Raw genomic sequence first — 12,533 nt, 5'->3', positions numbered from 1 at the left:
GCGCACCCTCTTAGGGGGCTAAACGGGCGCTGGCAAGCATTACGCGCGGGCTTCGTGCGCTTTCTTGCCCGCGCAGGGCAAAAAACAGCAGGCAGCCTGTCCTTACGCGCTCAGGCGCAGGCCATCATATGCCGCCTCGACCCCTGCGGGCAGGTTGGCCTGCATCCACGCCCAGTCCATATCCGGTCCCATATGGGTCAGCACGGTGCGGCGCGGCTGTATGACATCGCGCCATTGCAGCACGCGCTTCAGCCAGCCATGCGAGGGATGGGTCGCGCGCTGGAAGCAGTCCACCACCCAGGTATCGACCCCGCGCAGCACGGCAAGGGCGTGCTCATCCATTTCGGCCACGTCGGTGCAGTAGGCCATTGGCCCCGCGCGCACGCCCAGCGTTTCGGTGTGCCCATGGGTCTGGGCAAAAAGCTGCACCTCCATCCCGGCTATGACCTGCGTAGACGGCAGGCTGACGACATTCACGTCGAATATGGGGCGGAAGATGGCAGGCGGCGTCCAGGGGCGAAAGGCGTAATCGAAGCGGGTACGGATCTCGTCAAGCACGACAGCCGTGCCATAGATGGGAATCGGGCCGTTGATGATGCGGTTGATGGCGCGCAGTTCATCGAGCCCCAGAATATGGTCGGCATGGGCATGGCTATAGACCACGGCATCAATCATGCCGATGCGCTGCGCAAGGAACTGCGCCCGCAGGTCCGGCCCCGTATCAATGAGCAGGCGGCGGCCCGGCCCGTCATCGATCAGCACGGAGGCACGCGTGCGCCGGTTGCGCGGCTCGGTCGGGTCGCATTCGCCCCAGTCCCCTGCCCCGTCAGGCCCGCCCAGCATGGGCACGCCCGATGAACCGCCGCAGCCCAGTATGATCATATCCATGCCGTTATACCGCCTGTGTGAACAGTCGATTGAAATTGCCCGTGGTCATCTCGGCAAATGCCGCATCATCCATGCCGCGCAGTTCGGCCAGCATGCGGGCCGTATAGGCCACGTAACCCGGCTCGTTGCGCTTGCCGCGCTTGGGCACGGGCGCAAGATAGGGTGAATCGGTCTCGACCAGCAGCCGGTCAGCGGGCACGTCTTTCGCCACATCGCGCACCGACTGCGCGCGGTTGAAGGTGGCAATGCCCGAGAAGCTGATATACCCCCCCAGTTCCAGCGCGCCCCGCGCAAGGTCCGGCCCGGATGAGAAGCAGTGGATCAGGAACGGAAACGCCCCCCGGTTCGCGGTCTCGTCACGCAATATGGCCAGCGTATCGTCATCGGCCTCACGGGTGTGGATGACCAGCGGCAGGCCGGTGCGGCGGGCGGCGTCGATATGCACCCGAAAGCTCTCCTGCTGGCGGGGGCGGATGTCTTCCTTGCCGTGAAAGTAGTCCAGCCCGCTCTCGCCAATACCCACCACGCGCGCATCATCCGCCATGGCCGCGAGTTCGGCGCCGGTGGGCAGCGCCTCCTCATCCACGTGGTCGGGATGGGTGCCGATGGTGCACCAGACCCGCAGCCCTGGCGTATCGAGCGTGGCCAGCTTTTTTTGCTGGTCCGCGCGTGACAGGCGCGTGCCGATGGTCACCAGCCCGTCCACCCCGGCCTCGCGCGTGCGGGCCAGGACTTCAGGCATTTCCTCATCGGAGAAATGGTCGAGATGGCAGTGGGAGTCGGTCAGTCCCGTGCGGGTCATGATGCCTCCGGCTCCTCATAGCGCGGGAAGACGCCCTCCGGCCTGGGCAGCACGCGGCCCGCGGGCAGTGGCGTATCGAGGGCGGCGAAATCACGCTCGTCTTCTGCCACGCCAAGCTGGGTCAGCATTTTGTCCATGCTGCCGGGCATGTAGGGCTGGAGCACGGTCGCGATGATACGCAGCGCATCGGCCAGCACGCGCAGCACGTCGGCCATGCGTTCGGGGTCGGTTTTCTTGAGCTTCCACGGGGCCTGATGGTCGATATAGGCGTTACACGCGCGGATCAGCTTCCACACTTCCTCCAGCGCATCGGTCAGGGCCTGCCGGTCGATCTGCTGGTGCATGATGTCAGGTAGCAGGCTGGCGGTGGCCAGCAGTTCGCGGTCCTCATCGGTATGCCTGCCCTGGGCTGGCAACTTACCTTCGCAGTTGCGCGCAACCTGCGAGAGCGTGCGCTGGGCAAGGTTGCCGAGGTCATTGGCCAGCTCGACATTCATGCGCGAGATGATGGCGCGACGGCTCAGGTCGCTATCGCCGCCAAAGGGCATCTCGCGCATCAGGAAGAAGCGGATGGGGTCGAGACCGAAGGTTTTCACCAGGTCGCGCGGGTCCACCACGTTGCCCAGCGACTTGCTCATCTTCTGGCCTTCAATGGTCCACCAGCCATGCGAGAACACGCGCTCGGGCAGCTTCAGGTCGGCGGCCATGAGCAGCGCGGGCCAGTAGATGGCGTGAAAGCGCAGGATGTCCTTGCCCACAAGATGCAGGTTGGGGGGCCAGAAATCCCAGCGCGGCGCCGTCTCGTCGGGGTAGCCCACGGCGGAGAGGTAATTGGCCAGCGCATCGACCCACACATACATCACATGCTTCGGGTCGCCCGGCACGGGAATGCCCCAGTTGAAGCTGGTGCGGCTGATGGACAGGTCGCGCAGGCCCTGCTTCACGAAGCTCTTCACCTCGTTGCGGCGGCTCTGCGGCTCGATGAAGCCGGGGCGGGTTTCGTAGAGTTCGAGCAGCCTGTCACCGAATTTGGACAGGTTGAAGAAGTAGGACGGCTCCTTCACCCACTCAACGGCGGCACCCGTGGGGGCGACCTTTTTGCCGTCCGGGCCGTCGATGAGTTCTTCCTCGCCATAGAAGCATTCATCGCGGGTTGCGTACCAGCCTTCATAGGCATCGAGGTAGATGTGGCCGTTTTCCTCGAGCTTCTTCCACAGCGCCTGGGCCGCCTGCACATGGCGTGGCTCGGTGGTGCGGATGAAGTCATCGTAGGAGATGTCCATCGTGTCGTACATATCGCGGAAGTCGGCGGCGACCGCATCGGCGAAGGCCTGCGGCGGCATGCCCTTTGCCCCGGCGGCCTGCTCCACCTTCTGGCCGTGCTCGTCGGTGCCGGTCAGGAAAAAGACGTCAAACCCCGCCAGCCGCTTGAAGCGGGCGATCACGTCGGCCGCGACCGAGGTGTAGGCATGGCCGATATGAGGCGCCCCGTTCACGTAATAGATTGGTGTTGTGACGTAGTAGCGCCGTGTCATGTTTCACTCACCCGCGCAAGGGCCGTAAGGACCGCCTGCTGTTTATCCAGATTGAACTGTTCCGTCTCCGCGCGCAGCCGCATCATGTCCTGCCACAGCAGGGCCAGACGGGCCGGGCGCAGATCCTCTTTGTGCACCCTGTCCGTGCTGGCGGCCAGGGCGCGTGCCTTTTGAGATATGGCATCACACAGCAGATCGAAAAAGACGCAAAAGTCATTTTCCCGTCTTGTGACCTGTGCGGCAATGTCATAGCCCGCCCCCTCGCCTGCCGTGCCCGCCATCACATCGGCCACCAGCCGCGACAGGGCCGGGCCATCGCCGCCAAGCAGTTCGAGCGCCTTGCCCGGCGCGCCATGCGCCAGCGGAATGATGGCCTCGATCGCATCCCGTGGCGGGGCATCGGGCAAGGCGGCCAGTGCGGCGCGCATCGTCGCTTCATCAAGGGCGGACAAGCCAAGCACCCGGCAGCGGCTGCGGATGGTGGGCAGCAGGCGGCCCGGCACGGCGGTGGTCAGGATCAGGATGGCGCGCTCGGGCGGTTCCTCCAGAATCTTGAGAATGGCGTTGGCTGCCGTGCGGTTCATGTATTCCGCGCCATCAACGATCACCACCCGCCAGCCGCCCTCGGCCGCCGTGCGCCGCAGGAAGGCGCCAATGGGGCGGATGTCATCACCCACGATCTCGCGGCGCAGGCGGTTGCGCTTTTCATCCATGCCGCGCGCGATGACCAGCAGGTCGGCATGGGTGCCAGCGGTCACGCGGCGGCCCACCGGGCTGTCATGGTCCTCGGCCCGCAGCAGGGCGCGCGCCATGAGAAAGGCCATGCTGGCCTTGCCGATGCCCTCCGGCCCGGTCAGCAGCCAGGCATGGTGCAGCCGCCCCGTGCGCATGACCGCCTGGAATTCCCGCCATGCCGTGTCATGCCCGAGCAGGCGGCGGCAGGTGCGCGGGTCATGCATGGGGCAACAGCGGGGTGACAACGTCGCGCAGGGCATGCTGCACCGCCTGCGTGGCGGAGCTGGCATCAATGCGGCGGCAGCGCGCGGCGTCGCGCCGGGCAATGGCGTCAAAGCCCTCGGCCACGCGGGCATGGAAGGCAGCGCCCTCCGCCTCATACCGATCGGTGCGGGCATTGCCCCGCCCGGCCAGACGGGCCTGGGCCACGGCGGGCGGCACCTCAAGCATGAAAGTAAGATCGGGCGCGACCGGGATCAGACCGCGCAGGGTTGCGATCAGGCCCAGCATGGCAGGGTCGCCGTGGCTCAGGCCATAGCCCTGATAGGCCTCGGTTGAATCCGTAAAGCGGTCACAGATCACCACGCCACCCCGGGCCAGCATGGGCGCGATGCGCTGCTCGACATGATCGGCGCGGGCGGCGAAATGGGCCATGACCTCGGCGCGGGCGCAAAGGCCATGCCCGCCAAACAGCAGCAGCTCGCGCAATGCCTCCGCCCCCGGCGTGCCCCCCGGCTCGCGCGTGAGATCGACATCATGTCCCTGCGCGCGCAGCCATTCGGCCAGAAGCCGCGCCTGGGTGGACTTGCCCGCCCCCTCGCCGCCTTCAAGGGTAATGAACAGGCCCGTCATGACCTAGCCATGCCCCAGCTTGCGCCCCAGCACCGCCGTGGCGCGGCCCATCAGGCCAAGGCGGGGCACATCGGCGCCCGCCACCAGCGGAATGCGGATCTCGGCAAGACCCGTATTGGCAATCACCATCTCGCCAAGCTGCTGGCCCGCCGTGACCGGGGCGGGCACGGGGCTGCGGTAGTCCATGCTCACATGCACCCGGTTCTGCCAGCCATGCGGCAGGGTGAGCGTGACATCACGGGTGGCCACCAGCGGCACGGTGGGCGCCTGCCCCAGCCAGACCGGGGCATGATCCACCACCGCGCCGTTATGGAGCAGCGTCGCGTTCTCGAAATTGACGAACGACCACTCGAACAGCCGCTCGCCCTCATTGGCGCGGGCATTGCTGCTGGGCAGGCCGTTGATGGCCATGACCACGCGGTTGCCGCCGCGCTCGGCGCTGGCGCACAGGCCAAAGCCACCGGCGTCGGTGTGGCCGGTCTTGAGCCCGTCGGCCACGCCCTTGACCACCAGCGCATTGCGGTTTTCCTGCGTGATCTTGTTGTAGCGGAAGCTCTTTTCCGAGAAGAAATGGTAGTATTCGGGGTAATCGTGAATCAGGTGCATGGCGATGGTCGCCACATCACGCGCGGACATGTAATGCCCGTCCATCGGCCAGCCGGTTACGTTGAGAAAGTGGGTATTGGTCATGCCCATCTGCGCTGCCTGCGTGTTCATGAGGCTCACGAACTGATCCTCCGAGCCTGCCACGCCTTCCGCCAGCACGATGCAGGCATCGTTGCCGGACTGGATCACCATGCCCTGGATCAGGTCGGCCACGGCCACGGTGCCATTGAGCGGCACGAACATCTTCGAGCCCTGCATGCGCCATGCCTTCTCGCTCACCGGCAGCATCTGCTCCAGCGTCAGTCGGCCCGCGCGCAGCATGCCGAACACGATATAGGCAGTCATCATCTTGGTCAGTGATGAGGGCGGCATGCGCTCGTCGGCCGCCTTCTCCAGGATCACGGCGCCGGTGGTGTAATCAACAATGCACGCCCAGCGCGCGATGGTGTCGATCGGGCCGATGAGGCTGTTGGCGGGCGAGGACGCAACGACCGGCGCCGCCGCGTCAACAGCGGCAGGACCGGCGGGGTGGCGGCGTCGGGCCGCGGGTGCGGCAAGCGCGGTGGAAGAGACAAGAAGGCTGGTGGCCCCAGCCAGAAGGAAACGTCGGGTGTGCATTGCGTCCTTGGTCCGGTAGGTGCCAGCCGCGCGCACGACTGGCGTGACGGGAGCCGTCACGTGATTTCGTTACCGAGCAGGCCCACGGCCAGCGCATAGAAATCGGAAGGATTGTAGCGACGGATCGCGGCGAAATTGCGATAGACCATGAAAGCCTCGCCCCCTGGCCCATCGGGGCGCAGCACCGCGCCGGTCGTGGCGGGGTCGGCAAAGGGCGCGCCGCCCATCTGGCGGATGCCCATGGCCATCCATTCCGCATGGGTGCGGGTGTGGGTGCGCCCGAGTGCGGATTGCGCCACGCTGTCGGGCACGGTGATCTCCTGCCCCCAGCTTTCGCCCCCCACCCAGCCCGAGCCTGCCAGATAGTTGGCGATGGAGCCGAAGATGTCGGGCATGGAGTGCCAGATGTCGCGCCTGCCATCGCCATCGATATCCACGGCGTATTTGAGGTAGGCGCTGGGCATGAACTGCGGCTGGCCCATGGCGCCGGCGTAGCTGCCGGTCATGAGGTCTGGCGTGATGTCGCCCGCATTGAGAATGGCGAGCGCGTGGAACAGCTCATCATGGAAGAACTGCGCCCGCCTGCCCTCGAACGCCAGCGTGCACAGCGCGTCGACCACAGTGAATTTGCCGGTCAGCGCGCCATAGGCCGATTCCAGCCCCCAGATGCCCATCACCGCACCGGGCGCGACGTTATAGCGGGTCAGCACCTGCTGCTCGAGCACGCCGCGCTGGGCGGCGAAGGCCGTGCGCCCGTCACTGATCTTGCGCGCGCCAAGCACGCGACTGCGGTACTGCGCCCAGGTCAGATGAAACTCCGGCTGGTTGCGGTCGCGCTGGATCACCTGCGCGTTGGGCGCTTGCAGATCGAGCGCCTGGGTTACGGCAGGCGCGTTCAGCCCCTGCCGACTCGCCTCGCGCCGGATGGCGGCGAGAAAGGCGGTGTAATCCCCGCTGGCCGCAGGCGTGGCCGGGGGCCTGTGACGTGCCGCCTGCGCGGGCAGCAGCCACGCGGCACCCGCCCCGGCAAGGGAGGCGGCGGCGGCATGAAGGAGGCGACGACGTACGAGCATGTCCGATGCTGTGCCACGCCACCACGCCCGTTTCAATCTCTGACTTGCACCAGCACCCCCCTGGCAGGCCGTGCGATACATTATGCGACATAATTTCGCGTTTGTGACCATAGGCGAAGCATGCGACAAGAACGCCGGACGCCGCCCCGCGTTGGGTGAATGGCCGATCTTTCTTACCTGCCCGCATGCCGGGCCGACCAAAAGGCATGTTCTTGTCCAGCCACGGTTTTTCCCGCCCGTCCCGCCCGGATGTGCAAAAGCGCGCCGCATGCCCGCGTCGCTGACAGCTTTCCTGGCCACGGCGGGCGCCTCCCCCTTCCTGCAGGCGCTGGCGATCATTGTCGGCACCTTCATACTGGAGGATGCCGCCACGATCCTGACCGCCATGCAGGTGCGCACCGGGCATGTGGCGCTATGGGTGGCGCTGGTGGCGCTGTATATCGGCATCGTGGTGGGTGACATGGGGCTGTATGGCATGGGCAGGCTGGCGGCATTGTGGCCGCCCGCGCGGCGCTGGATCACGCTGCCCGGTGGCGCGCGCGAGGGCAAGTGGTTTGACCGCAACGTGTTCCGCATCGTGTTCATCAGCCGCTTCGTGCCCGGCGCCCGCTTGCCGCTTTATACCGCGTGTGGTTTCTTCCATGCCCGGTTCGGGCTGTTCTGTATCGCGGCCATCCTGGCCACGCTGATATGGACAACCATGCTGTTTCTCGTCTCGCTTCAGGTGGGGCAGTTCCTGATCGACCATCTGGGAACATGGAAATGGGCGGGCATGGGTGGTTTTGTCCTGACCATCCTTCTGATAAGCCGCATGATCGCACGTTTGCAGGGTAACGAGACCAGATGACCGACACCACCACCACCGTGAACGGCCGACCCGATGCGCAGCCTGCCGCCCCCACGGTTTCCGCCTTCGAGTTCTGGCCCGGCTGGATCTTCTATACCCCCATCGTGCTGTACTGGATCATGCTCGGGCTGCGCTACCGCGATTTCAGCCTGCCTACCGCCGCCAACCCCCGCATCGAGACCGGCGGCCTGTGTGGCGAGAGCAAAAGCTCGATCCTGGACATGGCAGGCGACGAGGCGCGGCAGTGGATCGCCCCCTACGCGGTGCTGACCACGGGCGAGAACGACACCGCCCGCGCGCTGGCCGCCATGGAACAGGCGGGCCTGTCCTTTCCCGTCGTGCTCAAGCCTGATGTGGGCTGCAACGGCACCGGCGTGCGCATCATGCGCGATGCCGACAGCCTGCGCGAAGGCCTGGCCGCCTTTGGCCGCGGGGTGCCGGTCATGCTGCAGCACCTGATCCCCTACGGGCATGAGGTGGGCATATTCTACATCCGCCACCCCGATGAGGCGGAGGGCCGCATCACCTCGCTCACCTACAAGGAAGTGCCCTGCCTTACGGGCGATGGCCACTCCACGGTAGAGGAACTGCTCCACGCCGACCCGCGCACCCGTCTTGTGCCGCACATCTACATCCCCCGCCTCAGGCCCCGCCTGAACGAAGTGCCGCCCGCCGGGCAGTCACTGCCGCTGGTCTTTGCGGGCAATCACTGCAAGGGCTCGATCTTTCATGATTGCGCCGCCGACATCACGCCTGAACTGACTGCGCGGGTGAACGCGATCATGCGCGATATTCCCGATTTTCATTTTGGCCGCATCGACGCCAAGGCCCTGAGTCTCGCCCATTTGCGCGAGGGCAAGGATTTCCAGATCATCGAGATCAATGGCGTCGGCTCCGAGGCCACCCATATCTGGGATGCGCGCACCACCCTGCGCGAGGCCTACGCCACGCAGTTCGAGCATTACGGCGAAACTTTCCGCATCGGCGCCAAGAAGCGCCGCGAGGGCTGGAAGAGCAGCGGCGCGATGGCCATGCTCCGCGCCTGGCTGCGCCAGCGCAAACTCATGGCCACTTACCCGCTTAACGACTGAACCTGCGCGATGGTCATGCATCGCGGCTACAGACGCCCTGCACTCCATTGTTGCAGGCAGATGCAGGGGGCGTTCATTACCGTAGGGCCCGCATACCGCAATGCTGCCCCCGGTACGACGGAAATTGATATTTATTTGGCGCGCTCACCCAAAATGGGAGCATTTCAACTATAATTCATAGTATGTATTATGCATAACGGATAAAAAAGAAAGATGCATTGCTCTTATTTTGTTAAATATAAATAAACCTGATTGTCAGATTTTGAATATTATTTATTGTTATAGTAAATATACTTATCCCTTCAGCCTCCATGTTACCATTCAGGTTCAATTCGGCCGCGCCGCCGGATCAGGGCATTGGCGGCTTCTGACAGCAACCGATCATAATCGTGGCTGAAAGGTTCGGACAGCACGTGCTCGAGGGCGGCAAGCAGTCCGTCAAAGGCCCATATCTGCGCATCAGAACCGGCAAAAGCCTGAAATTTTCCGTATCGGGGACGGTCCATTTCCCGCGATAGAATTTCAAACAGGATCAGCACCTCTGCCCTGTCGAGTTTGATACAGATATTTCCTTCCTGCTCCATCGCCCGTGAAACGCTCGCGTGTTTCTTTTTTAATATTGCACAATAAAAATCATATAACCCGTGCCTGTCTTGGCAGGAGGCGCATCAGGCCTCCGCCGCCATCAGCAAGACGGCTTAATTGCTGGGCAGGCCACCATTGCCAAAAATGTAGTTGCTCACCTGCTGCTCGAGGCTGAGCGGTTCGCGCGTATTTGTAATGACGGTGCCCGGCGCAATGCGGCCCGGGGCCTGCCCGGCCTCGACCATCAGCGCGGTATCGGCCGTGAGCGTGGGGCTACCGATTGAAATGGTTGTATCTTCCGGTAGCAACACGGTGCGGTCGAGTGTAAACCCCACATTGGCCATGTACGTGGCGGGGTCGAGCGCGATGGAGGTGACGCGGCCCACGGGCACGCCATCCATGTCAACATCCGCGCCAACCTTCAGCCCGTTGGCTGAAACGAACCGCGCCATGACGGGATAGCGATCATGTGATCCGCCGCTTTGCGAGGCCCGGGCGTAAATACAGAACCCGCCCGCCACCAGAAGGACCAGCCCGCTGCATATGATCGCTCCACTTCTCTGCCGTGCCATGCTGGTTCCCTGCCCGCCCGTGCGCCACACCATCCCCAAAGCTGCCGCAATGCGGTGCGAGGGGAATGCGGCGCAACACCTTGCCTTATCTTTTCATTCTACTGCGTCATGGACGGGGGGACAATGACACTCCTTCAGGCTATCATTATTGCCATCATTCAGGGGGCGACCGAACAGTTCCCCATCAGCAGCCTGGGGCATGCGGCCATCGTGCCGGCAATGCTGCACTGGCCACTCGACCTGCATGGGGAGATGTTCCTGCCCCTGCTGGTCATGCTGCACCTGGGCACCTGTGCGGCCCTTCTGGTCTTTTTCTGGCGCGACTGGGTGGCGCTGTTCACGGGCGCTGCGGGCCGTCATGGCGAGACCTGCCAGATGGACAGCATCCGCATCCTTGCCCTGCTGTGCGTGGCCACCATTCCCGCCGTGGTGATTGGCGGCCTGTTCGAGCATGCCATCCGCAACCTGTTCGGCACGGCGCGTTATGCTGCTGTTTTTCTTACCCTCAATGGCGTCATGCTCCTAGCCGTGGACCGCATGCGCGCCACACTGCGCCACCACAACGACCGCCCGCTCGCCTCCCTCGGCTTTGGCGAGGCGCTGGTGATCGGACTGTTCCAGTGCCTTGCGTTCTTTCCCGGCCTGTCGCGCTCGGGCGCGTGCATTGTGGGCGGGCTGCTGCGCGGGCTTTCGCATGAGAATTCGGCGCGCTTCTCCTTCCTCATGGCGCAGCCGGTCATTCTGGCCGCAACCGTGCTCGAGGCGCTGAAGCTGCGCCATGCCCCACCCCAGCCCGAACAGATGCACATGGCCATCATCGCCGCCATCGTGGCGGGTGTCGTGGCGCTGGTGTGCACGGGCATCCTTATGCGCTACTTCCGCGACCATGAGGACTGGGCGCTGCGCCCGTTTGGCTGGTACTGCATGGGCGCGGGCGTGGTCGCGTTCCTCTACCTGTCGTTCTGACCGACCCGCATGGGGCGCTCAGCCATGGCCCTGCCCGCCACCATCGCTGAACCCCATGCCAGCACCACCCGCGCCATTGCGCGGACCAAGATAGGCCCCCGGCGGCGGCCGCCTGACCGGGGGCGACAGGGATGCCGGGTCCGTCATCACATCAAGCCCCGAGACGGATGCCACATGAGACAGGCGCTCACGCGGCAGCGCCTCGGGGCATTCATCACGCAGGAAGGCGATGATCTGTTCGCGGATCTCGCAGCGCAGGTCCCAGCTCTGCATGGCCGAGCGCGCACTGGCAATGACGCGCACGGTCATGACATGGGCATTGCAGTCGGCCACCTGAACTGCGAATTCCTTGCCATCCCACAACGGTGCTGAATGCACGATCTCGCGCAGGCGCTCGCGGATGCGGTCCATCGGCGCGTTGAAATCAAGATGCAGGAACACCACCCCGATCAGGGCCGCCGAATTATGGGTCCAGTTCTGGAACGTATTTTCAAGAAAATACGAGATCGGCACGATATGCCGCCGCCAGTCCCACACCCGCAGCACGACATAGGTGGAGGTTATTTCCTCCACCCACGCCCAGTCGCCGTTGATGATGATGAGGTCTTCCATGCGGATGGGCTGGGTCATGGCGATCTGCATGCCCGCGAACAGGTTGGTCAGCAGCGGGCGGGCGGCCAGACCCACGACCAGCGATGCGGCACCGGCGGAGGCGAACAGGCTCAGCCCATACTGCCGCACCGGCTCGAATGTCATCAGAGCCGCGCCTATGGTGAGCAGGCCGATCAGCAGGTCGCTCGTGCGGCGCAGCACGCGCACCTGTGTCATGTGGGTGCGCAGCAGGATGTCGTCCTTGTCATCCTTGCCGTTGATGCGCTTGAGATACGCATCGGACAGGATGCGGGTGGCCACGACGGCGGCATAACCAAGCATGAGCACGAACAGCACCACCAGCGCGTGGGTTGTGGCCTGCATGATGTCATACGGCAGGCCCGACACCGGCAGCGCGGTGCCCACAAACACGATGACCAGCATGATGCGCACCGGACGCTGCATGGCCATGGTGAAGGAGCGCACGAAGGCCCCGCGCTTCTGCCCCGGTATGCGCACGATGAGTTTCGTGATGAACCGGCTGAACATTTCCGCCACCAGTCCGGCCACACACAGCATGAGGATGGAGGACAGCAGTCCCGGCAGCCATCCGAACAGGTGCCTGATGTGGGTCAGAAGTGTAAGGAATTCGGTTTTCACGAAGGATGCGCAGCCTTTTTCTGGTTGTTGCCGTTTTGGGGGGTGGGTCTGCCTTAGTACCCCCTATCGGGTGGATGTGCCAAATCCGGGGCTTTTTTATGTGTTTTGAAAC

General features: G+C 64.3%; 13 protein-coding genes. 3 read left to right on the top strand and 10 right to left on the bottom strand.

Annotated features, from left to right (window positions below; genetic code table 11):
• Positions 1 to 102 precede the first annotated feature (102 nt).
• The 7 genes from R5N89_RS05380 to R5N89_RS05350 are packed head-to-tail and all read right to left on the bottom strand — an operon-like array spanning position 103 to position 7,109.
• Positions 103 to 888: an MBL fold metallo-hydrolase gene (locus R5N89_RS05380; protein ID WP_110569696.1), complete on the bottom strand. Its 786-nt coding sequence runs from the start codon at positions 886 to 888 to the stop codon at positions 103 to 105.
• A gap of 4 nt (positions 889 to 892) precedes the next feature.
• A complete protein-coding gene (locus R5N89_RS05375) occupies positions 893 to 1,690 on the bottom strand; it encodes a TatD family hydrolase (RefSeq protein ID WP_110569695.1) in 798 nt (265 codons plus the stop codon).
• Positions 1,687 to 3,225, bottom strand: coding sequence for a methionine--tRNA ligase (metG, locus tag R5N89_RS05370; protein ID WP_110569694.1), 1,539 nt, complete (start codon positions 3,223 to 3,225; stop codon positions 1,687 to 1,689). The genes R5N89_RS05375 and metG overlap by 4 nt, the downstream gene beginning before the upstream one ends.
• Positions 3,222 to 4,184 (bottom strand): DNA polymerase III subunit delta', encoded by a 963-nt coding sequence (locus tag R5N89_RS05365; protein WP_110569693.1) that lies wholly within the window; start codon positions 4,182 to 4,184, stop codon positions 3,222 to 3,224. The genes metG and R5N89_RS05365 overlap by 4 nt, the downstream gene beginning before the upstream one ends.
• The gene (tmk, locus tag R5N89_RS05360) at positions 4,177 to 4,812 is read right to left on the bottom strand and encodes a dTMP kinase (protein ID WP_110569692.1); all 636 of its coding nucleotides are present in this window, start codon (positions 4,810 to 4,812) and stop codon (positions 4,177 to 4,179) included. Before tmk ends, R5N89_RS05365 begins: the two co-directional genes overlap by 8 nt.
• 3 nt (positions 4,813 to 4,815) lie before the next feature.
• The gene (locus tag R5N89_RS05355) at positions 4,816 to 6,096 is read right to left on the bottom strand and encodes a D-alanyl-D-alanine carboxypeptidase family protein (protein ID WP_110569691.1); all 1,281 of its coding nucleotides are present in this window, start codon (positions 6,094 to 6,096) and stop codon (positions 4,816 to 4,818) included.
• A complete protein-coding gene (locus tag R5N89_RS05350) occupies positions 6,093 to 7,109 on the bottom strand; it encodes a lytic transglycosylase domain-containing protein (protein ID WP_167400890.1) in 1,017 nt (338 codons plus the stop codon). Before R5N89_RS05350 ends, R5N89_RS05355 begins: the two co-directional genes overlap by 4 nt.
• A gap of 268 nt (positions 7,110 to 7,377) precedes the next feature.
• Here R5N89_RS05350 and R5N89_RS05345 point away from each other — a divergent pair, with 268 nt between their 5' ends.
• Together R5N89_RS05345 and R5N89_RS05340 are read left to right on the top strand one after the other, a co-directional pair.
• Positions 7,378 to 7,956 carry a DedA family protein gene (locus R5N89_RS05345; protein WP_110569734.1) on the top strand — a complete coding sequence of 193 codons (579 nt, stop codon included), beginning with the start codon at positions 7,378 to 7,380 and terminating at the stop codon, positions 7,954 to 7,956.
• Entirely contained in the window at positions 7,953 to 9,047 is a 1,095-nt protein-coding gene (locus R5N89_RS05340) for a D-alanine--D-alanine ligase (RefSeq protein ID WP_110569690.1), read from the top strand. Before R5N89_RS05345 ends, R5N89_RS05340 begins: the two co-directional genes overlap by 4 nt.
• Before the next feature lie 314 nt (positions 9,048 to 9,361).
• Here R5N89_RS05340 and R5N89_RS05335 read toward each other — a convergent pair whose 3' ends face one another.
• Both R5N89_RS05335 and R5N89_RS05330 read right to left on the bottom strand, forming a co-directional pair.
• Entirely contained in the window at positions 9,362 to 9,631 is a 270-nt protein-coding gene (locus R5N89_RS05335) for a hypothetical protein (RefSeq protein ID WP_146220221.1), read from the bottom strand.
• A gap of 114 nt (positions 9,632 to 9,745) precedes the next feature.
• Entirely contained in the window at positions 9,746 to 10,204 is a 459-nt protein-coding gene (locus tag R5N89_RS05330; protein ID WP_110569733.1) for an MlaD family protein, read from the bottom strand.
• A gap of 123 nt (positions 10,205 to 10,327) precedes the next feature.
• Here R5N89_RS05330 and R5N89_RS05325 point away from each other — a divergent pair, with 123 nt between their 5' ends.
• Positions 10,328 to 11,170 carry an undecaprenyl-diphosphate phosphatase gene (locus tag R5N89_RS05325; RefSeq protein WP_110569688.1) on the top strand — a complete coding sequence of 281 codons (843 nt, stop codon included), beginning with the start codon at positions 10,328 to 10,330 and terminating at the stop codon, positions 11,168 to 11,170.
• An 18-nt stretch (positions 11,171 to 11,188) separates the two neighbouring features.
• On the opposite strand, the gene R5N89_RS05320 is transcribed toward R5N89_RS05325, so the two are convergent.
• Complete coding sequence (locus R5N89_RS05320; protein WP_110569687.1) at positions 11,189 to 12,421, bottom strand: mechanosensitive ion channel family protein; 1,233 nt, start codon at positions 12,419 to 12,421, stop codon at positions 11,189 to 11,191.
• Positions 12,422 to 12,533 lie beyond the last annotated feature (112 nt).

Source organism: Komagataeibacter sucrofermentans DSM 15973, from assembly GCF_040581405.1.
Lineage (GTDB): Bacteria > Pseudomonadota > Alphaproteobacteria > Acetobacterales > Acetobacteraceae > Komagataeibacter > Komagataeibacter sucrofermentans.
Note: the sequence above shows the minus strand (reverse complement) of the source record. Positions and strands in the feature narration are given on the sequence as shown.